The following is a 507-nucleotide window of genomic DNA, read 5'->3' on the forward strand; positions in this document are numbered from 1 at the left end:
CCATTCGGTGAAAGGCTTTGACGATGCCGGCGTTCAACGAGTGATCGCGATTGATCTCTCCAGCCTTCGTCATCTCTTGCTCGATGCTGACCGAATTGCCGGAATGCATGATGTCCCAGCTGTCGGCTTTCTTCACCTTGCTCGAGCGGACATTCGCGCCGTCGAATCCGAGGTGGCCTGCGTTGGTCGATGCCATCGTCAGCTTCGTCTTGTCGAGAAGGTCGGCAAAAGGCTCGACGTCCTTGGCCTTGTAGGCTGGCGTATTGGCGTTCGCGATGTTGCCGGAAACGGTGGCCTGGCGCACGGACAGCCATTGCGCCTGCCGAGAAGCAAGATCGAATAGATAGACCGGTCCCACGAAAGACCTCCAGTTCGGGCATCGTCACCGGACGGTCTAAGCGCGTAACCTTGCCCGAGGCTGACGCGATTCTCACCGCGCCTTCAGATCTCCTTAATGATCCTGCGGCAGAGTCGGATCCCGCACGGTGCGCCCGGAATATGGAATCA

Annotated in this window: 1 protein-coding gene; it reads right to left on the bottom strand. The window is 58.6% G+C overall.

The features are described from left to right. The coding region (gene flgB, locus AC1DT3_RS23945) for a flagellar basal body rod protein FlgB (protein ID WP_477467629.1) at window positions 1–358 on the bottom strand (358 nt) is incomplete at its 3' end. Between the last annotated feature and the right edge of the window lie 149 nt (window positions 359–507).

The organism is Microvirga sp. P4_G7, assembly GCF_056401005.1.